Here is a 21,669-nt window from a genome sequence, read left to right as displayed (position 1 = left end):
CAGCACGCTTTTGTCTTTCCACACCCCGGCTGGACAGGCTTGTGCACCGGCTGTGGACAACCGCAGCAAGTGACTGATCTGCAAGCCAAAGGCGGCTGCTGCCTAAAAAACAGGCAACGTCAATCCTGCGTCGCACAGCGCCTGCCACGCGGCGGCCAACCTAGCGTCGCCGTGGCCGCTGACCAGCCGGTAATCCACAGAGGCATCGTCCAGCGCCTGCCGGTACAGGCCCAGCAGCCAGTCGCGCGCCTCGGGGTGGCTGCGCAACGGGTCTGGCTGCCACGGCAGGTCGGCAGCAGCCAAGAGCGTCAGCGTGTAATCCTGCGGCCGGTTCAGCGCCAGCAACGCCGGCTCGGCCTGCCCGAAGGCCACCTCGGCCCAGATGCGGCAGGTCAGCACCGTGGTATCGCACAGCAGGATGTCGGCACCGGCGGCGAGGGCGGCCTGCTCGGCGGCCAGCTGGCCGCGGGCAATCGCCAGGATGTGTTGCGGCGTCGGCTGGTAGGGCCGGTGGGCGTAGTAGTCGCGGGCGTACTCGGCCACCACGGCAACGCGCTGGCCCTGCTGCTGCCAGCGCTGCGCCAGCGCGGCGGCCAACGTGCTTTTGCCGCAGGATTCCGGCCCCACGATGGCGATGCGCCAAGGGATGCGTTTATCGATCATGGGCTTTGCATTATACGCGCCAAGCGCGCTGCCCTGTTACTTGCCTGCCCTGCGGCGCAGGTTGCTACCTGTGGTTGCAGAAAAAATGCCCACACGCGACGGTAACAAGCATGTGAACCGGCTGTGGATAAAGCATGCAAGACACTGAATTGGCAGAAAATTATCGATGCTGATTAAATTTTAAGCAAGACACAGCAGCAGCCGGCACAGCCTGCGGCCAACCCTACGCACTAACGTGCCAAGCCACACCAGACAGCAAAACGCCCACACCCTGTGGGAGCAAGGGTGTGGGCGGGCTGTGGAAAATCAAGGCAAGTGCCTGATCGTACAGGGGCATTTTACTGCTGATTATTTTTTAATCAGCCGCTGCCATTTATGCACGCCCCGGCTGGAAAGCATTGTGGGCGGGCTGTGGACAACATGGCTAAGCCCCTGTTTTGGCGATGCTTTACACCGTCTGATTATTTTTTAATCAATGCACGCTCAGTTCGCCGCGCAGGTCGCGCGCGACCGCAGCACGCACGGCAGCCACATCCAGCCCCTGCGCCAGCAGGTACAGCAGCTTGGCGTTGGCCGCTTCCGGCGTCATGTCGGCACCCGCCACGGCGCCGGCCTGCGCCAGCGGCTGGCTGGCGGCGTAGGCGCCCACTTCCACCGCGCCGTGCACGCACTGGGTAAGGTTGACCACCACGCAACCGCGCGCACTGGCCTGGCGCACGCCGTCCAGCAAGGCGGCGTCTGCCGGCGCATTGCCGTTACCGTAACTCAGCAGGATGGCCGCCTGCGGGGTATCTGCGGCCAACCATTGGCCGAACTCGGCCGCCATGCTGCCCGGCAGCAGCAGGCCGCTGCGGATGCGCGCCGGCTGCGGCGCGACGGCGCGGAAGGCACCACTGCCACGACGCCATTGCGCCTTGTCCCACGCGGCCTGAATGCCGAAGCGTGCCAGCGGCGCGGCGTTGGGGCTGTCAAAGCCGGCAAAGCTGGCCGCGTCCACCTTGCGCGCACGGCAGCCGCGCAGCAGCAGGCGGTTGAAGGCAATGGCCACTTCGTGCAGGTCCGGCTGGCAGGCCGCTTCGATGGCGTCGGCCAGGTTGCCCCAGCCGTCGCTGCGCGGGTGGCCCAGCGGCAGCTGCGAACCGGTCACGATCACCGGCTTGGCCAGGTTTTCCAGCGCAAACGCCAGCACGCTGGCGGTATAGGCCATGGTGTCGGTGCCGTGGATCACCACAAAGCCATCGTAACGGTCGTACGCTGCCGCCAGGTCGGCCACCAGCTTTTGCCAGTCGGCCAGCGTGATGGCGGAAGAGTCGATCAGCTGCGGGTATTCCACCACGTCCCAGCTGACGCCATCGCGCGCCAGCCGCTGCAGTTGGGCCGGCAAATAACCGGGCAACGGGGCCAGGCCGGCCGGCGTCGGCGCCATGCCGATGGTGCCGCCGGTATAGAGGATTAACAGTTTGCTCATGTGCGCAGGCTTTCTAGTCTTGTTTGTTACCCGCTTGCGGGTACCGGGCCAGCCCGGCACGCGCAAACGTGCATCCTTATCATCGATGCTGTGCGGAACATAGCACGAGCCGGACTACACGGCAGCCCCGTGCTTGCTTGGTGACAATGAACTGCCATTTTGTGGCTGGGTCATGGGCAACAGCAGCCGAGTAAAGCCCCGAAAGCGGCAGACCACGCCACGCGCCACCCACCAGGACAGGCCCGGGCTGACGCCAGGGCGCGATCGTGATATGTTACAGATTGTATCCCGTATACAAACCGCCAGCCGGCTGCCCGCCGCTGGCGGTTCTGGCTTTATGGAGCCAGTGCGTTCTGCCACACGCCCGCCGTGTGCTGCGGCCAACCTCCGCAGCGCACGCTGCCGGCCGACGGCCAGCCTACCCGGCTGCTGCAGGCCCTTGCCCTGGCTACCCGCTACGGCAAGCCCGGCAACGAACGCGATGACCGCATGGCCTGCTTACCGGCACGCTGTGCGCCCGCGCGGGGTGGTTACCGCCAGCCCGGTTCGTTTCCGTTTTAGAAGTGAAAATCTGTATGTCTCGATCGCAATGGGGCTCGCGCCTCGGTTTTATTCTTGCAGCGGCGGGTTCCGCCATCGGCCTGGGGGCCATCTGGAAGTTTCCTTACGTCGCCGCCACCAATGGTGGGGGCGCATTCCTGCTGATTTACCTGTTGATCTGCCTCAGCGTCGGCCTGGCACTGATGCTGGGCGAAATGGCGCTAGGCCGCGCCGCCGGCAGCAACGCCGTGGGTACCTTCCGCCAGCTGGGCGGCAAGCCGTGGCCCATCGTCGGCCTGGTGGGGGTGCTGGTCTGCTTCCTGATCTACTCGTTCTATAGCGTGGTCGGCGGCTGGACCATCGCCTACATCGGCAAGTCGCTTACCGGCAGTATCCTCACCAGCGACGCCAAAGTACTGGGCGACACCTTCAATGCCTTCATTACCGACCCGCTGCAGCCCTTGGTCTTTCACGGCCTGTTTGCCGGCCTGACGCTGGCGGTGGTGCTGGGCGGCGTGCAGAAGGGCATCGAAAACCTGTCCAAATTCCTGATGCCGGCGCTGTTCGTGCTGATGCTGGTGCTGATCGTACGCGGCCTGACGCTGCCGGGCGCGGTGGACGGCCTGCTGTACTTCCTGACCCCCGACCTGTCCAAGGTGACCGGTACCATGCTGGTGGATGCGATGGGGCTGGCGTTTTTCTCGCTGTCGCTGGGCATGGGCATCATGATTACCTACGGCTCCTACGTTGGCCGCGACACGCCGCTGCTGGGTTCGTCGCTGTGGGTGATTGCGCTGACCGTGCTCACCTGCTTCCTGGCCGGCCTGATGGTGCTGCCGGCGGTATTCGCCTTCGGTTTCGACCCGTCTGCCGGCCCCGGCCTCACCTTCATTACCATGCCGGCGGTGTTTGCGCAGATGGCCGGCGGCCAACTGTTTGCCGTGCTGTTCTTCTGCCTGCTGCTGGTGGCGGCGCTGACGTCCTCGGTGTCCTTGCTAGAGGTGGTGGTGAGTGCCGTCATGGAAGAGCTGAAGATGCCGCGCCGCAAAGCGGCCTGGCTGGTGACGCTGGCGGTGTTCCTGCTGGGCATTCCGGCGTCGCTGTCGCTGGGCATCTGGCGCGAATACACCCTGTTCGGCAAAGGCTTCTTCGACCTGCTGGACTACCTCACCTCCAACCTGCTGATGCCGCTGGGCGAGGTGCTGCTGGCGCTGTTCGTCGGCTGGAAGGTCTGGCCCAGCGTGGCCGCCGAGCTGAGCCGCCACGGCAAAACGCCGGCATGGCTGGGCGTGATGCGCGGCTTCTGCCGCTACCTGGCCCCGGTGCTGATCCTGGGCATCCTGGTACATAACCTGTAAGCCAGTACCCGCTACCGCACCACTCTGCCACCCCGCCTGCCCCGCACGCGGGGTGGCGCTTTTGCGGGGGACCACAGGCTTGCCTATGACGGGCGGCATGCGTATACTCGCGCTTCACCTTTTGTGCGGGTGTAGCTCAATGGTAGAGCAGAAGCTTCCCAAGCTTACGACGAGGGTTCGATTCCCTTCACCCGCTCCATCCCGCCCTGTTCAATCACGCCGCAGAACCAATGCCCATGAAATGGAACTCTGGCCGGCTCTGGCTCAAAACCGCTGTCTATAGCCTGTTGTCGCTTGGCTGCCTGCTGGTGATCGGGCTGACCCTGTTTTTCCTGCGCTTTGACAGTCAGAGCGTACGCAGCAACCTGCAAAAATCCCTGGCCGACACCGGCCGCACCGTCACCATCAACGGACGCATTGCGCCGATGCTGTTCCCCTCCCCCGGCTTGTCGCTGGGCGAGCTGACCATCAGCGAACCGGGGCAGCCAGCCACCTTTGCCCGTATCGGCAAAGTCGAAGCCCGCCTGGCCTGGATGCCGCTCTTGTTTGGCGAACTGGACATCACCCACCTGGCGCTGCACGACACGCAACTGAACGTGGTGCGCGCCACCGACGGCACACTCAACTTTGCCGACCTGCTGCGCCGGCGCAAGACCAGCAAGTTCAAACTTGACCTCGATACCCTCACCCTGCGCGGCACCACCCTCACGGTGGCCGACCGCGTCAACGGCCGCATCAGCCGGCTGGAAGAAGGCAGCCTGGACGTGGAGGGGCTGAAGTCGGACGCCCGGCTGTCGTTCGGTGGCCGTCTGGTCAGCGATAACCGCATGCTGAGCCTGGCGGTGAAGGCGCCGTTTACGCGCCAGGACGACCAGGTGAACATCGACCAGCTGGACGCCCTGGCCATCGGCAGTACCGACAAGCTGGGCGAGGTGCGCATGCGCGCCGAAGGCCGCCTGAAGCTGAACTTCGGCAACCTGCTGGCCAGCGGCGAAGACCTGAAAGTCACACTGGACACCTCGATGCCGAAGGGGCACGCCGAAGCGCGCCTGCCGCAAGTGAGCGCCAGCCTGACCGAGCTGACCACCCCGGCTGCCACCGTTTCCGGCACCGTGGACTACGCCCGTACCCAGTACCGTTTCTCCAGCCAGCTGGCCGAGATCCGCCTCAATCGCGACGGCGCCTTTGCCGACCAGATGCTGGGTAATTTTTCCTGGAGCGTCGGCGGCCATTCGCTCAGCATGAACCTGCGCGCACCGCTAAGCCTGGCCGCCTACCACCAGCTGCGCCTGGAACCACTGACGCTGACCACCCACCTGAAAACCCCGGCCCTGCCGCGCGGCCAACTGCAGGCCTCGCTGCAAGGTGCGCTGGATGGCGACCTGACCGACAGCCGCCTCAATCTGCGCGTGGCCGGCCAGCTGGATGGCGCCTCGCTGGCCGCCACCGCCACCCAGTACGGTTTCATGCAGCCACGCCATGAAGCCACTCTGACGGTCGGCAAGCTCGACCTGAACCGCTACCTGCCGGAAAACCAGGCCGAGAAAGCGGTGGCGCTGTTCCAGAACGGCACGCCGTTCCGCCTGGACTGGATGGACTTCCTCAACCTGGACGGCAAACTGTCGGTAGGCGAACTGGCGGTGGGCCGCTTCCGCGTCAAAGGCGTGACTGCCGATATCAAGGCGCGCCCGGAAAGCATTCAGTTGGACCAGCTGGGTGCCGAAATCTACGACGGCAAGCTGCAAGGCAGCATCAAGCTGCTGCGTGACAAGGAGCCGCGCGTCGAGGTGTCGCAGCAACTGGTCGGCATGCAGATCAAGCCACTGCTGCTGGACCTGTTCGACTTCAACCGGGTGGAAGGCGCCGGCAACGGCTGGGTACAACTGAGCGCACATGGCAACTCGCTGGCCGCACTGCGCAATACGCTGAGCGGCAAGGTGGCAGTGCGGCTGGAAAAAGGCGCACTGACCGGTATCGACCTGGTATCGGCACTGCGCGACCTGCCGGGCGAACTGAAAGACTGGAACAACAACACCGTGGTGGCCAAGGCCGACCAGAAAACCACCTTCTCGGCACTGTCGGCCGCCTTCGAGCTGGATAACGGCATTGCCCGCAACCAGGACCTGAAACTGGCGTCCTCGCTGGTGAACGTTACCGGCAGCGGCAAGTTCGACCTGACGCAGAGCATTGTGGACTTCAACCTGAACGCCCGTGGCAACCCGCAGGCGTTCAGCAAGCTGGGCGGCATCGACGTGCCGCTGAAGATCACCGGCCAGATCAACAAGCCCACCTACTCGCTGGATTTCAATGCGATGGTGAAAGGCAAGAAGACCGAAACCGAGAAGCAGCAGGCGCTGAAGAAAGAGCTGACCAAACAGATCACCACCATCCTGCCCGGCAGCAAGTAAGCGTTGCCGCCGCCAAGGCCCGACCCGCGAAATGCCGGTCGGGCTTTTTCATGGCCGCAGGGTTGGCCGCAGGGTTGGCCGCAGGGTTGGCCGCAGGGTTGGCCGCAGGGTTGGCCGCAGGGTTGGCCGCAGGCTGCGCTGCGGCCAACCCTGCACGCTAGCCTTGCAGCAGCAGGGTTTCGGCCTGCAGCAGCTGCTCCGGCCGTGCCAGCAGCACCAGCACGTCGCCCTCGTGCAACTCGAAATCGGGCGTCAGCTCGGTGTAGCGCGTGTAACCGCGGCGGACGGCTTTTACCTCCACGCCGCCGTCGGCCAGACGCAAGGCACCGATCGGCGAGCCGATAGCGTGCGCGCCGCTCACCAGCTGCACGCTGTGCAGGCGCGACATCTGGCTGTCGTCGATACCGTCTACTTCGTCGCTGGCGCCGCGGAAGAAGCCCTTGAACAGGTTGTAGCGCTCTTCGCGCACGCTGCGGATACGGCGCAGCACGCGGCCCAGCGGCACGCCCAGCACCACCAGCGCGTGGGAGGCCAGCATCAGGCTGCCCTCCATCACCTCGGATACCACTTCGTCGGCGCCGGCGTGGCGCAGCTGTTCGATATCGCTGTCGTCGATGGTGCGCACGATTACCGGCAGGTCGCTGCGCAGCTGGCGCACCACGTCGATGATGCGCTCGGAAGCGTGGGTGTCGGCAAAAGTGATCACCACCGCCTTGGCGCGCATGGCGCCGGCGGCCATCAGTACCTCGCGTTTGGCGGCGTCGCCGAATACCACCGGGTCACCAGCCTCGCCGGCCTCGCGCACGCGCTCGGGGTCGAGGTCGAGCGCAAAGAAAGCGATGTCTTCGCTATCCAGCAAACGCGCCAGATACTGGCCGCTACGGCCGTAACCGCAGATGATGACGTGCTCGCTCTTGCTCATGGTCTGCACCAGGATCTGGTGCAGATCCACCGCCTGCAGCGCCCAGTCCTGCTTGATCAGGCGCTTGGCAATACGGTCGGCGTACTGGATCAGGAACGGCGCCACCAGCATCGACACCAGGATGCCGGCGATGGCCGCCTGCTCCAGCGCCGGAGGCAGCAGCTGCAAACTGCCGGACAGCGACAGCAGCACAAAGCCGAACTCGCCGCCCTGCGCCAGCGCCAGCGCGGCCTTCAGCGCGTCGTTGGCACGGTGCCCCAGCGCACGCGCCAGCGCAAACACCACCAGCAGCTTGACCGGCAGCAGCAACAACAGCATCAGCAGCACCGCGCCGGACTGCTGGAACAGCACGCCCACGTCCAGCCGCATGCCGACGGTAATGAAGAAGAAGCCCAGCAGGATGTCGCGGAACGGCTTGATGTCCTCTTCCACCTGAAAGCGGTATTCGGTTTCCGAGATCAGCATGCCGGCCACAAAGGCCCCCAGCGCCAGCGACAGCCCGGCCTGCTGCGTAATGAACGCCACGCCCAGCGTAATCAGCAGCACGTTGATCATGAACAGCTCGCTGGAGCGCTGCCGCGCCACCAGGTGGAACCACGGCCGCACCAGGCGCTGGCCGAACACCAGCAGCAGGCTGAGCACCAGCACCACCTTCACCGCCGCCAGGCCCAGGTCCACCGCCAGGTGGCTGGAGTTGGCCGCAAAGGCCGGCAGCAGGATCAGCAGCGGCACCACGGCAATATCCTGGAACAGCAAGGTGCCCATCGCCATCTGGCCGTGCGGCTGCGCCAGCTCCAGCCGCTCGGCCAGCAGTTTGCTGACGATGGCGGTAGACGACATGGTCAGCGCGGCGCCGATGGCAAAACCGGTCAGCAAGCTGCCGGTGAGCCAGCCAATGGCGGCCATGATCAGCAGCAGCGTCACCACCACCTGTGCCAGGCCCACCCCGAACACCAGGTGCTTCATGGCCTTGAGTTTGGCCAGCGAGAACTCCAGGCCAATGGAGAACATCATGAACACGATGCCGATTTCGCCCATGAACTCGGTTTCCGGGCCTTCCGGGATCAGGTGCATGACGCCGGGGCCGGCCAGAAAACCGACAACCAGATAGCCCAGCATGGGCGGCACACGCAAACTGCGGCAGGCGGTGACCGACAGCACGGCCACCAGCAGAACGACAACAATGGGAAACAGGGAATGCATCGGGGGGAACGTCTCCTCGCGACAAAAACGCCCGGCAAGCAAAACTTGCACCCGCCGGATAAGGTCGAACGATTATAAGCTGATATACTGGAACACTATGGATATTGAGCAAAAACAACAGCGACTGGCGCTGGCGCGCGAAGTCCTGAACATCGAAGCAGACGCCCTGCGCAGCATGGCACAGCGTCTGGAAGACAGCTTTCTGGCCGCTGTCGAGCTGGTGCTGGCGTGTACCGGCCGCATCATCGTCACCGGCATCGGCAAGTCGGGTCACATCGGCTGCAAGATTGCCGCCACGCTGGCCAGCACCGGCACGCCGTCGTTCTTCATGCACCCGGCCGAAGCCGCCCACGGCGACCTGGGCATGGTCACCACCAGCGATGTGATCCTGGCGCTGTCCAACTCCGGCGAAAGTGACGAAGTCATCGCGCTGCTGCCGGCGTTGAAGCGCAAAGGCATTCCGATCATCGCCATGACCGGCCGCCCGCAATCCACGCTGGCGCGCGAAGCCAGCGTGCACCTGGACGCAGCGGTCGACAAGGAAGCCTGTACGCTGGGCCTGGCGCCGACCACCAGCACCACCGCCGCACTGGCACTGGGCGACGCACTGGCGGTTACCCTGCTGGACGCCCGCCAGTTCCGCCCCGAAGACTTCGCGCTGTCGCACCCGGGCGGCAGCCTGGGCCGCCGCCTGCTGGTGCACATCCGCGACGTGATGCACAGCGGTGACGCCTTGCCGGTGGTGCCGCTGGGCACCTCGCTGAAAGACGCACTGCTGGAAATGACGCGCAAAGGGCTGGGCATGACCGCCGTACTGGCCGCAGATGGCACGCTGGCCGGCATCTTCACCGACGGCGACCTGCGTCGCACACTGGACCGCAGCCTGGACCTGGCCGGCCTGACCATCGACGACGTGATGCACCCGCAACCACGAACCATTGCAGCCAACCTGCTGGCCACCGAGGCCGCCAAGGAAATGGAGCTGCGCAAGATCAACGGCTTGCTGGTGGTGGACGAACACGGCCGCCTGATCGGCGCCCTCAATATGCACGACCTGCTGAAAGCAGGCGTGGTGTAAGGATAGTCATGCAGAAAATCAGCGAACTGGCGAAGCGTACCCGCCTGTTGATTCTGGACGTGGACGGCGTACTGACCGACGGCCGCATTTTCATTACTGCCAGCGGCGAAGAGTTCAAGGCTTTCAATACGCTGGACGGGCACGGCCTCAAGATGCTGCAAGCCACCGGCGTGCAGCTGGCCATCATCACCGGCCGCGCCGCCCCCAGCGTGGCGCACCGCGCCCGCGGCTTGGGCATCGACCACTACTACGAGGGCGTGCACGACAAGCGCACGGCGTTTGCCGAGCTGCTGGCCAAAACCGGTATTGCCGCCGAAGACTGCGCCTACATCGGTGACGACGTGATCGACCTGCCGGTAATGAGCCGCGTCGGTCTGGCCGTAGCCGTACCCGACGCCCCCAGCTTCGTGCGCCAGCACGCCCACTTTGTCACTGGCAACCGCGGTGGCCGCGGCGCCGTGCGCGAACTGTGTGAACTGATCATGCAGGCGCAAGGCAGCTACGACCGCGTGATGGCAAGTTACCTGGCATGAACCGCACCGCCCGACTCTTTCCCATCGGCCTGATGCTGGGCATGGGGCTGCTGGCGTTCTGGCTGAATGTGCTGACGCAATGGCGCGCACCGGAACAGCGCCCGAAAAACCCGAACGAACCGGAGTACACGGTCGAGCAGCTGACCGCCACCCGCTTCGACGAACGCGGCGAGCTGCAGCAGCGCCTGGTCACCCGCAAGATGTGGAAACTGCCCGAGCAGGAGCAGGTGTATCTGCAGCAGATGGACGTCAAGCAATATCGCGCCGGCACGCTGGACTACCAGCTGAAGTCCGATCGCGGCGTGTACAACCACACCAGCGGCGATGGCCAGTTCGATGGCAACGTCAACCTGGTACGGCAAGCCACCGCCGAACAGCGCGCCGTGTACCTGCAAACGTCCACCCTGCAGCTGAACACCCAAAGCGGCATCCTGCGTAACCAGGCACCGGTCGCCATTGATGACGGCCAATCCCGCATCCGGGCCACAGGCTTTTACTACAATCACCCAGCCGGCCAGCTGAAGCTGCTGTCCGACGTAAGGATTTTCTATGCGCCCTAGACTGCTGCTCGCGCTATTGCTGAGCGCGGCCACCTCCGCTGCCCTGGCCGAAAAAGCCGACAGCAGCAAACCGATCGAAGTCAACGCCGACAGTGCCGCGCTGGACCAGAAACAGGGTATCAACGTGTTTGAAGGCAATGTCGTGGTGGTGCAGGGCACATTGAACCTGCGCGCCGACAAAACCGTCGCCACCCGCGACCCCAGCGGTCGCCAGAAGCTGGTGGCCACCGGCAACCCGGTGCAGTTCCGCCAGAAACTGGATGGCCAGACCGAATACGTGGATGGCCGCGCAGCGCGTGTCGATTATGACTCCGCCAGCAATACCGTGATCCTGACCGGCAAGGCCGTGGTGACCCGAGGCAAGGACATGGTGTCCGGCGAGCAGATCACCTACAACACCGTGACCGAGGTGTACCAGGTGAAAGGCCAGGGCGCCAGCAGCACTGCGCCCAAAGGCCGCGTCACCGTCATTCTGCAACCGCAGGAGAAACCATGACCCAAAGCCGGCTGAGCATCCAGCACCTGAAGAAAACGTTCAAGAAACGTACCGTGGTGCGCGACGTCTCGATGGACATCGCCAGCGGCGAGGTCATCGGCCTGCTGGGCCCCAACGGGGCCGGCAAGACCACCAGCTTCTACATGGTGGTGGGCCTGATCGCCGCCGAGGCAGGCGAGATCCTGCTCAATGGCGAAGTCATCACCCACCTGCCCATCCACAAGCGTGCGCGTCTGGGCTTGGGCTACCTGCCGCAGGAAGCGTCGATCTTCCGCAAGATGACGGTAGAAGAAAACATCCAGGCGGTTCTGGAAGTGGCCGGCCTGTCCGGCGAAGCGCTGGACAAGGAACTGCAGCTGCTGCTGGACGACCTCAATATCGGCCACTTGCGCGAAACCAACGCCATGGCGCTGTCCGGCGGCGAACGCCGCCGCGTGGAAATCGCCCGCGTGCTGGCCACCAAGCCGCGCTTCATCCTGCTGGACGAACCGTTTGCCGGTGTCGACCCGATTGCCGTGATCGACATCCAGAAGATCATTTCCTTCCTGAAAGAGCGCGGCATCGGGGTACTGATTACCGACCACAACGTGCGTGAAACACTGCGCATCTGCGATCGAGCCTACATCATCTCCGAAGGCCGGGTTCTGGCGTCCGGCCTGCCAGATGAACTGGTCAACAACGAACAGGTTCGCCAGGTATACCTGGGCGAGCATTTCCACCTGTAAGCGAAATGAAGCAAACCCTCCAGCTCAAAGTCAGCCAGCAACTGACGCTCACCCCGCAACTACAGCAATCGATCAAGCTGCTGCAGATGTCCACGCTGGAGCTATCCAGCGAACTGGAACGCTACCTGCTGGAAAACCCGCTACTGGAACGTAATGACGGTAGCGACAGCAGCGACAGCCCGGCTGGCGAAGCCGAAGCCCCGGTAGCGGAAAGCAGCAACGACACTGCAGAAGACCGTAGCCAGGACAGCATGGAGCTGTCCGACTGGGGCAGCGGCAGTGGCGGTGGCAGCCACGATGGCGACGACGAGTTCGACCCCATCCTGAACGCGCCCTGCCGCCCCACCCTGCGTGAGCACCTGACCGCGCAAATGGGTGAAACGCAGCTGGGCCGGCGCGACAGCGCGCTGATGGCGCTGCTGATCGACGAGCTGGATGAAGACGGCTACCTGGTGACACCACTGGAAGACATCGCTGCGGAACTGCCGTTGGAGCTGGATGTCGAGGTAGAAGAGCTGGAAACGCTGCGCAAGCTGATGATGCAGTTCGAGCCCGCTGGCATCGGCAGCCGCCATCTGGGCGAGTTCCTGTTGTTGCAGCTGGCAGCACTGCCCGCCAGCACGCTGTCGCTGCCGCTGGCGCGCACGCTGGTGGCCGAACACCTGACGCTGCTGGGCAACCGCGACTATGCCAAACTGAAGAAACTGCTGGGCCTGGGCGAAGCCGAACTGCGTGCTGCCCACGCCCTGATTGCCACCTTGCGCCCGCGGCCAACCAGCGGTTTTGACCAGGGCGAGACACATTATGTGGCGCCGGACATCCATGTGGTACGGCGCGGCGGACGCTGGGTTGCCCAGCTAAACCGGGCATCGGTGCCAAAACTTCAGGTAAATCAGCTGTATGCGAACATGCTGCAGCAAAAGGATAGCAGTCACAACCTTTCAGGGCAGTTGCAGGAGGCCAGATGGCTGGTAAAAAACATCCAGCAACGGTTTGACACCATCCTGAAAGTGTCGGAATCTATAGTCGAAAGGCAGCAAGCGTTCTTTGAACACGGTGAAGTGGCCATGCGCCCGCTGATCCTGCGCGACATCGCAGACGAGCTGGGATTGCATGAATCCACCATTTCCAGGGTGACGACGCAGAAGTACCTGCTGTGCAGCCGCGGGCTGTTCGAGCTGAAATACTTCTTCGGCAACGCACTGGAAACGGACAGTGGCGGAGAGTGCTCTGCCACCGCCATCAAGGCGCTGATCCGCCAGATCATCGATGCCGAAGACAGCAAGAAACCGCTGTCGGACAGCGCCATCGCCGACAAGCTCACGGCGCAAGGCATACAGGTTGCCAGACGCACTGTCGCCAAGTATCGTGAAGCTATGCAGATTCCGCCAGTTAGCCTTCGCAAGGCCCTATAGCAGTGCCAAAAACACCGGTGCGGCCAGCCCGACCGCACCGCTAACAGAAGGAGTCAGGGTATGAACCTCAAAATTACCGGTCTGCACCTCGAAGTTACCCCATCCATCCGTGAATACATCGAGAGCAAACTCGAACGCATCACCCGCCATGTCGACAACGTGATTGGCGTGACGGTGACGCTGTCGGTAGATAAACTGGTACAGAAAGCGGAGGTCAATGTGCATCTGGCAGGCAAAGACATTCACGTCGAATCGGAAGAAGCCGATATGTATGCCGCCATCGATACGCTGATGGACAAACTGGACCGTCAGGTTCTGAAGTTCAAGGAAAAACAGACGGAGCATCGTGCTAGCGCGCAGCAAGCCGGCGCCGCCCTGTAAAACGACGCAGTAGCCACAACGGGAGCCTAGGCTCCCGTTTTGCATTTGTGCGGCATGGCAAGGAATTTCACCTGCCAGCCAGGGTCTGAACGGTTTGTCCGGCATGCAATGCGACATGCCCATCACAATCCCGCGCCCCATGTTGACGCGCCCTATTGCAAACAGCCGACTCGGCGTAGAATGGCGGACGGTTTTTTCCGGCAAATGTAAATCATGAGCTTGATCGGCAAGATTCTCCCCCAGCAAAACGTGCTGGCAGACATGGATGTATCCAGCAAGAAGCGCCTGTTCGAACAGGTAGGCCTGCTGGTGGAAAACAGTCACGGTATCGCACGCAGCGAGATCTTTGACAGCCTGTTTGCCCGCGAAAAGCTGGGCTCCACCGGCCTGGGCCAGGGCGTCGCCATCCCGCATGGCCGCGTCAAGGGGCTGAAAGAGGCTACCGGCGTGTTCATCCGCCTGGCCAACCCCATCCCGTTCGACGCACCGGACGGCAAGCCGGTGAACCTGCTGTTCGTGCTGCTGGTGCCGGAACAGGCGACCGACCTGCACCTGCAGGTACTGTCCGAGCTGGCCCAGCTGTTTTCCAGCCGCAGCTTGCGCGAAAAAATGGCTAGCTGCGATACCGACACCCTGTACGCCTTGCTGACCGGAAACCCCGCCCATGCCTAATATCAGCGTCCGCCGGCTGTACCAGGACAACAAGCACAAGCTCAGCCTGAGCTGGGTCGCCAGCCGTGCCGGGTCGGACAACCTCATTTCCAACGAGGAACAGCGCCCGACACAGGCACTGGTCGGCCACCTGAACTTCATCCACCCCAACCGGGTGCAGGTGCTGGGTCTGGCCGAGTCCGAATACCTGAACAAACTGGAACAAGCTGCCGCCCGTACCGCGCTGGACCAGCTGTTCCACAAGAACATGGCGGTGGTCATTGTGGCCAACGGCCAGCCGGTGCCGCGCCTGCTGCAGGATTACTGCCAGACCCACAACGTGCCGCTGATGAGTACGCCGCTGGAAAGCCCGTACCTGATGGACGTGTTGCGCATCTACCTGGCGCGCGCGCTGGCGGTATCCACCGTGATGCACGGTGTGTTCCTCGACGTGCTGGAAATCGGCGTGCTGATCATGGGCGATTCGGCCATGGGTAAAAGCGAGCTGGCGCTGGAGCTGATCTCGCGTGGCCACGGTCTGGTCGCCGATGACGCGGTGGAACTGTACCGCATTGGCCCGGAAACGCTGGAGGGCCGCTGCCCGCCACTGCTGCGTGACTTCCTGGAAGTACGTGGCCTGGGCATCCTGAACATCCGCACCATCTTTGGTGAAACCGCCGTACGGCCGAAGAAGGTACTGAAGCTGATCATTCACCTGATCAAAGCCAACGACCAAGCCATGCAGGCGCTGGACCGACTGAACATCCAGTCCGAGACGCAAGACATCCTGGGCGTCACCGTGCGCAAGGTCATCCTGCCGGTAGCGGCCGGCCGCAACCTGGCCGTACTGGTGGAAGCCGCGGTGCGCAACTACATCCTGCAACTGCGCGGCATCGACAGCACGCGCGAGTTCATCGATCGCCACACCAACCTGTTACGGGACCAGGAACATGCAGCTGATTCTGATTAGTGGCTTGTCCGGCTCAGGCAAATCCGTCGCGCTACGGGTGCTGGAAGACAGCGGTTACTACTGTGTCGACAACCTGCCGCCCAGCATGCTGGCCGATGCCATCGCGCTGTACCACGAGCACGGTCATAGCCAGATCGCCATCAGCGTCGACACCCGTTCGGCGCCCACGCTGGCCGCGCTGCCTGGCGCCATCAAGGCACTGCGCGCACTGGACGTTGACGTCCGCCTGCTGTACCTGGAAGCCAGCAGCGAAGTGCTGGTCAAGCGCTTCTCCGAGACCCGCCGCCGCCACCCGCTATCCAATAGCAGCCTGACGGTAGAAGAATGCATCCGCCTGGAACGCGAGATGCTGGAGCACGTCGGCGAGCTGGGCCATCGCATCGACACCAGCCACCTGTCGGCCAATGCCCTGCGCGGTTACGTCAAGCTGCTGGCGGGTGCCGACGGTAGCCGCATGACCGTGGTGTTCGAGTCGTTCGGCTTCAAGCACGGCATTCCGCTGGATGCCGACTTCGTGTTCGACGTGCGTTGCCTGCCCAACCCGTACTACGAAGAGGCACTGCGCCCGCTCACCGGGCGCGACCAGGCCATTTGCGATTTCTTTGCCGGCGAACCGGAAGTACAGCAAATGGAAGACGATATCCGCACCTTTCTGGCCACCTGGCTGCCGCGCTTCAAGCAGGACAACCGCAGCTACGTCACCATCGCCATCGGCTGCACCGGTGGCCAGCACCGCTCGGTCTACCTGACCGAACGCCTGGCGGCCAGCTTCCCCGACGAACAGGTGCTGATCCGTCACCGCCAACTGGGCGGTCGCCAGGGCGACCATTGATGCGCCTGGCGGGCATACGGGTCGGCGACCTGTTGCTACTCGGCGCGTTGGCCGCAAGCTGCTTCGGCAGCTTTTACTTTTTATGGCTACGCCCCGGCATCGCCAGCCACGTGCTGCTGTTCCAGAACGGCCAGCAGGTGCTGCGCTGGCCGTTGCGGCTGGAACGTACCGTCACGCTGCAAGGCCCGCTGGGGCAAACCATTGTCGAGATCCGCGCGGGCCGCGCCCGTATTGCGTCCGACCCCAGCCCGCGCCAGTACTGCGTACAGCAAGGCTGGCTGCAGCGCCCCGGCAGCACCGCGCTGTGCCTGCCCAACCGTACCGCCATCACACTGGAAGGAGACAGCGGCCATGACTCGCTGGCCTTCTAGCCTCCGTGTCAGTGCACAAGACCATACGCTGGCCAGGTTGGCCGCGCTGGGCATCGTCATTGCCCTGCTGGAAAGCGCCATTCCGTCACCACTACCCGGTGTCAAACCCGGCCTGGCCAATCTGGTCACGCTGATCGCGCTGCAGCAGCTGGGCTGGCGTGCCGCCTGCTGGGTCAGTTTGCTGCGCATTATCGGTAGCGGCCTGCTGCTGGGTAGCCTGTTCAGCCCCGGCTTCTGGCTCAGCCTTAGCGGCGGCTTGGCCAGTCTGCTGAGTCTGGCCCTGGCCAGCCGCCTGCCGGCGCGCTTTTTCGGCGTACTCAGCCATAGCCTGCTGGCCGCCATGGGTCATCTTGCGGGACAATTGCTGCTAGCCAGGCTGTGGCTGATGCCGCACGATGGCGTGTGGCTGCTGCTACCGCCACTGATGCTGTCCAGCCTGCTGGGCGGCGTCGCCACCGGTCTGCTTACCCTCAACCTGTTGCAAAGGCTTGCCTCATGCCCACACCCCACACCGTCACCGTTGCCCTGACCGGCGCCTCTGGCCTGCCGTACGGCCTGCGCCTGATCGAATGCCTGCTCGCCGCCGGCGTCCGCGTCTGGGTGCTGTACTCGCAAGCGGCTCAGGTGGTGGCGCAGCAGGAGATGAACCTCACCCTGCCGTCCCGCCCGGCGGCCTTTGAGCAGTGGCTGAACGAGCAGTACCACCCCGCCGACGGCCTGCTGCGCGTATACGGCCGCGAAGAATGGTTTGCGCCGCCGGCCTCCGGCTCCAACCCGGCCGACGCCATGGTGGTGTGCCCGTGCTCGATGGGCACGCTGGCCGCCATCGCCGCCGGCAGCAGCGACAACCTGATCGAGCGCGCCGCCGACGTCAGCATCAAGGAGCAGCGCAAGCTGGTGCTGGTGCCCCGCGAGGCACCGCTATCGGCCATCCACCTGGAAAACATGCTGAAGCTGGCCCGGTTGGGCGTCTGCATCCTGCCCCCCAGCCCCGGCTTCTATACCCACCCGCAAAGCGTACAGGACATGGTGGACTTTGTCGTGGCACGCATCCTGGACCAAGTCGGCGTGGCGCACAGCCTGCTGCCACGCTGGGGAGAACAACGCGCATGAACCACCCTGCCCTGAGCGACTTGCTCGATCTACGCGGCCTGCGCCAGCTGGAGCTGGCAGCCGAACACGCCGGCTTGGCGCTGATGCCGCGCGCCGCCGCGGCCATTGCCGACTGCTGCCGCCAGCACATCCCGCCCGGCAGCACGCTACTGGTGGCCGCTGGGCCGGGCAACAACGGCGGCGACGCCCTGCTGGCGGCCAGCCTGCTACAACAAGCCGGCTACGCGGTTGACGTACTGCTGCCGCAAGCGCCGACCAGCCCGGCGACCCAGGCTGCACTAGTCGCGTGGCAAGCGCGCGGCGGCAGCGTGCGGCCAACCCTGGGCGACGCCCGGCCCGACTGGCTGCTGGACGGCCTGTTCGGCGTTGGCTTGTCGCGCCCGCTACAAGGCGCCTGGCTGCGGCTGATCCGCCAGCTGGACGACCTGCCGTGCCGCCGGCTGGCCATCGACGTGCCCAGCGGGCTGGACGCCTACACCGGCCAGCCGCAGGGCGCCGCCGTACGTGCCGATTTGACGCTGACGCTGCTGGGGGCCAAGCCCGGCCTGTTTACCGGCCAGGGCCGCGACTACAGCGGCAAAGTGCTGATCGATAGCCTGGATTGCCCGCCGGGCCTGTATCCGCCACCGGCAGGCCGGCTAACCGTTCCGTCGGTGCGCCCGCTGCTGCGCCGTCACGCCAGCCACAAGGGCAGCTACGGCACCGTCAGCATTGTCGGCAGCGCCAACGGCATGGGCGGGGCCGCCATCCTTGCCGGCCGTGCCGCGCTGGCGCTGGGCGCCGGCAAGGTATTCGTGCATGCCCAGTCCCCGCTGCCGCTGGACCCGCAAGCGCCGGAGCTGATGCTGCGCAGCTGGCAAGACAGCCTGCACATCCCGGCCAGCCATGTGTTACTGCTGGGCCCGGGCCTGGGCCTGAGCGATGATGCCCACGCGCTGATGGCCAAACTGATCCTGCACGACAACACGCTGATCCTGGACGCCGACGCCCTCAACCTGCTGGCTGCCGACCAGTTGCTGCAGGAAAAGCTGCGCCAGCGCCGCTACCCTACGCTGCTGACGCCACACCCCACCGAAGCTGCGCGCTTGCTGGACAGCGATACCGACACCATCCAGCAAGACAGGTTGGCCGCATGGCAGCAGCTGTGCCTGCGCTATGCCGGCAATGTGCTGCTCAAAGGCAGCGGCACGCTGATCGGCAACGCCAGCCAGCCTTACCGCCTGCTGACACGCGGCAGCCCGGCGCTGGCGGTAGCCGGCCAAGGCGACTTGCTGGGCGGTTCCATTGCCGCCTTGCTGGCACAAGGCCTGTCGCTGCTGGACGCCGCCCATCTGGCGGCCGAGCTGCACGCCAGCGCCGGCGAGCACTACGAACTGGCGCAGGGTGGCCCGATCGGCCTGAGCGCCAGCACCACCCTGCAACTGATGACCCAAGAACTGAACCTGCGCCTGAAACAGGCCGGAGCCCCTGCATTTTGACTTCGCAACACAAAGCCTACGCCTGCGGCTTGTCCGCCGTGCTGGCCTGGTCCACCGTGGCCAGTGCCTTCAAACTCAGCCTGGCCCATCTCAGCCCGGCGCAGCTGGTACTGTACGCCAGCGCTTTTTCCCTGCTGTCGCTGCTGGCCATCCTGGGCTGGCAACGCCGCCTGGGCGAGCTGGTACCGGCGCTGCGCCAGCACTGGCGCCGCAGCGCGATCCTGGGCGCGGTCAACCCGTTTGCCTACTACCTGATCCTGTTCCAGGCCTACGCGCTGCTACCGGCACAGGAAGCGCAGGCCATCAACTACACCTGGGCGCTGACCATGACGCTGCTGGCGGTGCCGGTACTGAAACAGAAGCTGAAGCTGCAGGACAGCCTGGCCGCCCTGGTGTGCTACAGCGGGGTGCTGACCATCGCCACCCGCGGCGCGCCGCTGGCGCTGGAGTTCAGTAATCTGGCCGGCGTCGGCTTTGCCTTGCTGTCTACGCTGCTGTGGGCCGGCTACTGGCTGTTCAACGCCAAGGACGAGCGCGAGCCGGTGCTGGGGCTGACGCTGAACTTCCTGCTGTCGCTGCCGATGATCGTGCTGTGGTGCGCGTTAACAGGCGAGTTGCGCCCGGTAGCGTGGCAGGGCATCGCTGGCGCCGCCTACGTCGGTGCGCTGGAAATGGGCTTTACCTTCGTGCTGTGGTTGGCCGCGATGAAGCTCACCAGCAGCACGGCACGCATTGCCAACCTGATCTTCCTGTCGCCGATCCTGTCGCTGATGCTGATCAGCACGCTGCTGGGCGAGCCCATCCTGCCCAGCACCCTCGCCGGCCTGGGCCTGATCCTGGGTGGGCTGGTGCTGCAAAAGCTGCCGCTGCCGTTCCTGCGGCCGGCACAAGCGCATTAGCACGCGCCAGCAGCATGAAAAAAGCCAGGCACCCGGCCTGGCTTTTTTGCGTCTGGCAGCAACGATCACGCCTGCGGCTTGATCTCGCGCAGACCAGGCGGCAAGGCGAAGGTGATGTGCTCTTCCACCCCGTCCAGCTCGCTCACCGTTTCGGCGCCAAAGGCCTTGATCTGCTCGATCACCGCCTGCACCAGTACCTCTGGCGCACTGGCGCCGGCAGTCACGCCAACGCGTTGCTTGCCGCTAAACCACTCGGCCTGCAGCAGGCTGGCGTTATCCACCATATAGGCGTCCACCCCCTTCAGCGCGGCCACTTCGCGCAGGCGGTTGGAGTTGGAGCTATTGGGCGAGCCCACCACCACCACGATGTCGCACGCATCGGCCAGCACTTTTACCGCGTCCTGGCGGTTTTGCGTGGCGTAGCAGATATCGTCCTTCTTCGGGCTGTGGATAGCCGGGAAACGCGCCTTCAGCGCCTCGATGATGTCACGGGTTTCGTCTACCGACAGCGTGGTCTGGCTAACGTACGCCAGCATCGCCGGGTTCTGCACCTGCAGCGTGGCTACGTCGGCCACCGACTCTACCAGGTACATGCGGTCGCCGACCTGGCCCATGGTGCCTTCCACTTCGGGGTGACCCTTGTGGCCGATCATCAGAATCTCCATGCCGGCCTGGTGCATGCGTTTCACCTCGACATGCACCTTGGTCACCAGCGGACAGGTGGCGTCGTACACGGTGAGGCCCAGCGCCTCGGCCTCTTGCCGCACCGACAATGGCACACCGTGCGCGGAGTAAATCAAGGTACTACCTGCCGGCACGTCCTTCATCTCTTCGATGAAGATGGCGCCTTTTTCGCGCAGGTTATCCACCACAAAACGGTTATGCACCACCTCGTGACGCACGTAGATCGGCGCGCCGTATTTTTCCAGCGCACGCTCGACGATGGCGATGGCACGGTCCACCCCGGCGCAGAAGCCGCGCGGGTTGGCCAGCATGATGGTCTTCGTCATCGGAAATCCTTTGCATGAATGAGGCCGCACGCTGGCGGCCTGTGTACCACAGGGTTGGCCGCACGCGGCCAACCTGCCCGTTTAACTGCGCGGCTGGCGGAAGCTGTCCAGCACCATCAGCGCGGCACCGACGCAGATGAAGCTGTCGGCAATATTGAACGCCGGGTAGTACCAGCTTTGCTGCCAGTGCACCTGGATGAAATCGATGACATGGCCGTGGATCAGCCGGTCGATCACATTGCCCAGCGCGCCGCCGATGATGAAGGCGGCAGCCCAGTTCATCAGCGTGCTGAACTTGCGCTGTACGATCTGCCAGCCCAGCCAGCCCGATACCGCAAACGCCAAGCCGGTGAAAAAGAACTTCTGCCAGCCGCCGGCATCCGCCAGAAAGCTGAACGCCGCCCCTGGGTTGTACAACAGGGTGAAGTTCAGCACGGCCGGAATCACTTCGCGCTGTTCGCCGTACTGGTAGCTGCCGTTGAAGTACACCTTGGTCAGCTGGTCCAGCACGATGATGGCTACCGCCAGCACGAACCACTTAGCCACGCTGGCTTGCTGTTCAGCAGCCGGGGTAGCCACCCCGGCCATCTTGCCT

Annotated in this window: 22 protein-coding genes and 1 tRNA gene; 18 read left to right on the top strand and 5 right to left on the bottom strand. The window is 64.2% G+C overall.

Features of this window, described 5'->3' with window-relative positions; genetic code table 11:
- Positions 1-102: 102 nt before the first annotated feature.
- Both FLQ03_RS06455 and FLQ03_RS06450 read right to left on the bottom strand, forming a co-directional pair.
- The gene (locus FLQ03_RS06455) at positions 103-663 is read right to left on the bottom strand and encodes an AAA family ATPase (protein WP_144372553.1); all 561 of its coding nucleotides are present in this window, start codon (positions 661-663) and stop codon (positions 103-105) included.
- 472 nt (positions 664-1,135) lie between these two features.
- Positions 1,136-2,131, bottom strand: a complete 996-nt coding sequence (locus FLQ03_RS06450; RefSeq protein WP_144372552.1) for an asparaginase — start codon at positions 2,129-2,131, stop codon at positions 1,136-1,138.
- 575 nt (positions 2,132-2,706) lie between these two features.
- Between FLQ03_RS06450 and FLQ03_RS06445 the strand changes: the two genes are divergently transcribed.
- From FLQ03_RS06445 to FLQ03_RS06435, 3 genes are all read left to right on the top strand, one after another.
- A complete protein-coding gene (locus FLQ03_RS06445) occupies positions 2,707-4,029 on the top strand; it encodes a sodium-dependent transporter (protein ID WP_144372551.1) in 1,323 nt (440 codons plus the stop codon).
- A gap of 125 nt (positions 4,030-4,154) precedes the next feature.
- Positions 4,155-4,228 (top strand) — tRNA-Gly (locus tag FLQ03_RS06440).
- A gap of 37 nt (positions 4,229-4,265) precedes the next feature.
- Complete coding sequence (locus FLQ03_RS06435; protein ID WP_144372550.1) at positions 4,266-6,437, top strand: AsmA family protein; 2,172 nt, start codon at positions 4,266-4,268, stop codon at positions 6,435-6,437.
- Between the two features lie 157 nt (positions 6,438-6,594).
- Here FLQ03_RS06435 and FLQ03_RS06430 read toward each other — a convergent pair whose 3' ends face one another.
- Complete coding sequence (locus FLQ03_RS06430; protein ID WP_144372549.1) at positions 6,595-8,562, bottom strand: monovalent cation:proton antiporter family protein; 1,968 nt, start codon at positions 8,560-8,562, stop codon at positions 6,595-6,597.
- A 103-nt stretch (positions 8,563-8,665) separates the two neighbouring features.
- Here FLQ03_RS06430 and FLQ03_RS06425 point away from each other — a divergent pair, with 103 nt between their 5' ends.
- From FLQ03_RS06425 to FLQ03_RS06355, 15 genes are all read left to right on the top strand, one after another.
- Positions 8,666-9,640, top strand: coding sequence for a KpsF/GutQ family sugar-phosphate isomerase (locus tag FLQ03_RS06425; RefSeq protein ID WP_420855650.1), 975 nt, complete (start codon positions 8,666-8,668; stop codon positions 9,638-9,640).
- A gap of 8 nt (positions 9,641-9,648) precedes the next feature.
- A complete protein-coding gene (gene kdsC / locus FLQ03_RS06420; RefSeq protein ID WP_144372547.1) occupies positions 9,649-10,173 on the top strand; it encodes a 3-deoxy-manno-octulosonate-8-phosphatase KdsC in 525 nt (174 codons plus the stop codon).
- The gene (gene lptC, locus FLQ03_RS06415) at positions 10,170-10,733 is read left to right on the top strand and encodes an LPS export ABC transporter periplasmic protein LptC (protein WP_144372546.1); all 564 of its coding nucleotides are present in this window, start codon (positions 10,170-10,172) and stop codon (positions 10,731-10,733) included. The genes kdsC and lptC overlap by 4 nt, the downstream gene beginning before the upstream one ends.
- The gene (gene lptA / locus FLQ03_RS06410) at positions 10,723-11,229 is read left to right on the top strand and encodes a lipopolysaccharide transport periplasmic protein LptA (protein ID WP_144372545.1); all 507 of its coding nucleotides are present in this window, start codon (positions 10,723-10,725) and stop codon (positions 11,227-11,229) included. The genes lptC and lptA overlap by 11 nt, the downstream gene beginning before the upstream one ends.
- Positions 11,226-11,954 carry an LPS export ABC transporter ATP-binding protein gene (gene lptB, locus FLQ03_RS06405; RefSeq protein ID WP_144372544.1) on the top strand — a complete coding sequence of 243 codons (729 nt, stop codon included), beginning with the start codon at positions 11,226-11,228 and terminating at the stop codon, positions 11,952-11,954. Before lptA ends, lptB begins: the two co-directional genes overlap by 4 nt.
- Before the next feature lie 5 nt (positions 11,955-11,959).
- Entirely contained in the window at positions 11,960-13,369 is a 1,410-nt protein-coding gene (locus FLQ03_RS06400) for an RNA polymerase factor sigma-54 (RefSeq protein ID WP_144372543.1), read from the top strand.
- Positions 13,370-13,429: 60 nt separating this feature from the next.
- Positions 13,430-13,750 (top strand): ribosome hibernation-promoting factor, HPF/YfiA family, encoded by a 321-nt coding sequence (gene hpf, locus FLQ03_RS06395; RefSeq protein ID WP_144372542.1) that lies wholly within the window; start codon positions 13,430-13,432, stop codon positions 13,748-13,750.
- 213 nt (positions 13,751-13,963) lie between these two features.
- Entirely contained in the window at positions 13,964-14,422 is a 459-nt protein-coding gene (ptsN, locus tag FLQ03_RS06390) for a PTS IIA-like nitrogen regulatory protein PtsN (protein WP_144372541.1), read from the top strand.
- Positions 14,415-15,371, top strand: coding sequence for an HPr(Ser) kinase/phosphatase (gene hprK / locus FLQ03_RS06385; RefSeq protein WP_144372540.1), 957 nt, complete (start codon positions 14,415-14,417; stop codon positions 15,369-15,371). Before ptsN ends, hprK begins: the two co-directional genes overlap by 8 nt.
- Positions 15,352-16,203, top strand: a complete 852-nt coding sequence (rapZ, locus tag FLQ03_RS06380) for an RNase adapter RapZ (protein WP_144372539.1) — start codon at positions 15,352-15,354, stop codon at positions 16,201-16,203. The genes hprK and rapZ overlap by 20 nt, the downstream gene beginning before the upstream one ends.
- Entirely contained in the window at positions 16,203-16,574 is a 372-nt protein-coding gene (locus FLQ03_RS06375) for a NusG domain II-containing protein (RefSeq protein ID WP_206210879.1), read from the top strand. The genes rapZ and FLQ03_RS06375 overlap by 1 nt, the downstream gene beginning before the upstream one ends.
- On the top strand, positions 16,555-17,103 hold the full coding sequence (locus FLQ03_RS06370; RefSeq protein ID WP_144372537.1) for a Gx transporter family protein: 549 nt from the start codon (positions 16,555-16,557) through the stop codon (positions 17,101-17,103). Before FLQ03_RS06375 ends, FLQ03_RS06370 begins: the two co-directional genes overlap by 20 nt.
- Entirely contained in the window at positions 17,070-17,687 is a 618-nt protein-coding gene (locus FLQ03_RS06365) for a flavin prenyltransferase UbiX (protein WP_144372536.1), read from the top strand. Before FLQ03_RS06370 ends, FLQ03_RS06365 begins: the two co-directional genes overlap by 34 nt.
- Entirely contained in the window at positions 17,684-19,165 is a 1,482-nt protein-coding gene (locus tag FLQ03_RS06360) for an NAD(P)H-hydrate dehydratase (RefSeq protein ID WP_144372535.1), read from the top strand. Before FLQ03_RS06365 ends, FLQ03_RS06360 begins: the two co-directional genes overlap by 4 nt.
- The gene (locus FLQ03_RS06355) at positions 19,162-20,064 is read left to right on the top strand and encodes a DMT family transporter (protein ID WP_144372534.1); all 903 of its coding nucleotides are present in this window, start codon (positions 19,162-19,164) and stop codon (positions 20,062-20,064) included. Before FLQ03_RS06360 ends, FLQ03_RS06355 begins: the two co-directional genes overlap by 4 nt.
- A 65-nt stretch (positions 20,065-20,129) precedes the next feature.
- Here the strand turns inward: FLQ03_RS06355 and ispH are convergent, their stop codons facing one another.
- Both ispH and lspA read right to left on the bottom strand, forming a co-directional pair.
- Complete coding sequence (gene ispH, locus FLQ03_RS06350; protein ID WP_144372533.1) at positions 20,130-21,074, bottom strand: 4-hydroxy-3-methylbut-2-enyl diphosphate reductase; 945 nt, start codon at positions 21,072-21,074, stop codon at positions 20,130-20,132.
- An 81-nt stretch (positions 21,075-21,155) separates the two neighbouring features.
- Positions 21,156-21,662: a signal peptidase II gene (gene lspA / locus FLQ03_RS06345; RefSeq protein ID WP_144372589.1), complete on the bottom strand. Its 507-nt coding sequence runs from the start codon at positions 21,660-21,662 to the stop codon at positions 21,156-21,158.
- Positions 21,663-21,669 lie beyond the last annotated feature (7 nt).

The sequence above is a fragment of the Vogesella urethralis genome, from assembly GCF_007644045.2.
GTDB classification, from domain to species: domain Bacteria; phylum Pseudomonadota; class Gammaproteobacteria; order Burkholderiales; family Chromobacteriaceae; genus Vogesella; species Vogesella urethralis.
This window is presented reverse-complemented; position numbering and strand designations above follow the sequence as displayed.